General features: G+C 55.3%; 3 pseudogenes. 2 read left to right on the forward strand and 1 reads right to left on the reverse strand.

The annotated features are described in order from the left end of the window. Positions 1-91 (reverse strand): annotated as a pseudogene (locus tag FHX09_RS30240) (NAD(P)-dependent oxidoreductase); the annotation flags it as partial. Positions 92-692: 601 nt separating this feature from the next. Here FHX09_RS30240 and FHX09_RS29365 point away from each other — a divergent pair. Both FHX09_RS29365 and FHX09_RS30245 read left to right on the forward strand, forming a co-directional pair. Then, positions 693-1163: pseudogene (locus tag FHX09_RS29365) on the forward strand (LysR substrate-binding domain-containing protein); the annotation flags it as partial. A gap of 148 nt (positions 1164-1311) precedes the next feature. Continuing rightward, positions 1312-1402: pseudogene (locus tag FHX09_RS30245) on the forward strand (NAD(P)-dependent oxidoreductase); the annotation flags it as partial.

Genomic DNA, 1402 nt, shown 5'->3' on the forward strand with positions numbered 1-1402 from the left:
TGCGGACCTTGTGTCCCTTGTTTTGCAGATAGGGAACGGCATGGCGGCCGGCCTTGCCGCTTCCACCGGTAACTACGATCCGCTTGCTCATTTGACTGTCCGCTTCTTCTGCAACGACGCCCCACGTTGAAGCCAGGCGTATGAAGGTTCGAAAGAAGCGGTACAATGCCGGATAGCGATGAATCAATGGATCGGAAATCACTGAACCGATGAGCAGCGTTCACAGCACTGGCGGTTCGCGGTCCCTACCGGCTACCACTCTGGCCTCATCTAACCACTGCTGCTGTGCCAAATACGCCAGGTCCCCATTTGAGGAATCGCTAACTAAGTCGAGATTCTTGAGCAAGTGTTAATAGCCGGCGCGGAACGAAACTGTCGATTACATCGACAGGCCTGCTCAGGCGATCGCGGCGGTCGTCGGGACGAATGCAATGAAGTGTGATCCCATCTGACGTCTGTACTCCCGCGTGCCGGCCATGGGTTGACGTGGTGGACCACCGAACCCGAAAGGTTTTCACTCGATCCGATCACTCAAGCTGGACACCTGAGTGACCTAACAACGGTGGTTCGGATATATTCAAACAATGAACTGTACTCAGTGATCCATTGACCACCAGCCTATTGCTTCACCGAATAACTCAATTATCGATACGCTGTGTGATGCGCCAGTATCCTGAGCGGAAGGCTTCGACGCCGGTATCAGGTACAGCGGCACCATCCCGGAAGACATGATCGCAGTTCCTCTCACTCCTCCTTTGAAATGGGTCGCTGTCGCTACCCCTGATTATCTCAGGAACCATGGTCGCCCTGTGATGCCGGAGGACCTCAATTCCCACCACTGCATCCGGATACGAACGGGCCGCGGACAGATCTACAAGTGGGAATTCGAACGCGGCGATGATCGGCGCGAAATCGACGCTCCCGGAACTCTGATTTCCGGCGAAACCGATCTCGCCATCAATGCAGCCCTGGAAGGCGTCGGGGTGTCCTATTGCCTCGAAAGACTCGCAAGCCCCTACGTCTCCGCAGGGCGCCTGGAAGTCATTCTTCCAAAGTGGGCGTCCATAGGCCCGCCGCTTTCCATGTACTATTCCAGCAGACGGCAGCTCCCCTTCGGCGTCGAGGCCTTGATCAAGATCGTTCGCAACCTCAACGGATTCTAGGGCTATTCCCAATCGATGAACCAAGCTCATCGGTTCAGTGATTTCCAATCTATTGATTCATCGCTTTCCGGCGTTGTACCGCTTCTTTCGAACCTTCATACGCCTGGCTTCAACGTGGGGCGTCGTTGCAGAAGAAGCGGACAATCAAATGAGCAAGCGGATCGTAGTTACCGGTGGAAGCGGCAAGGCCGGCCGCCATGCCGTTCCCTATCTGCAAAACAAGGGACACAAGGTCCGCA

Source organism: Rhizobium sp. BK538, assembly GCF_014197575.1.
Lineage (GTDB): Bacteria > Pseudomonadota > Alphaproteobacteria > Rhizobiales > Rhizobiaceae > Rhizobium.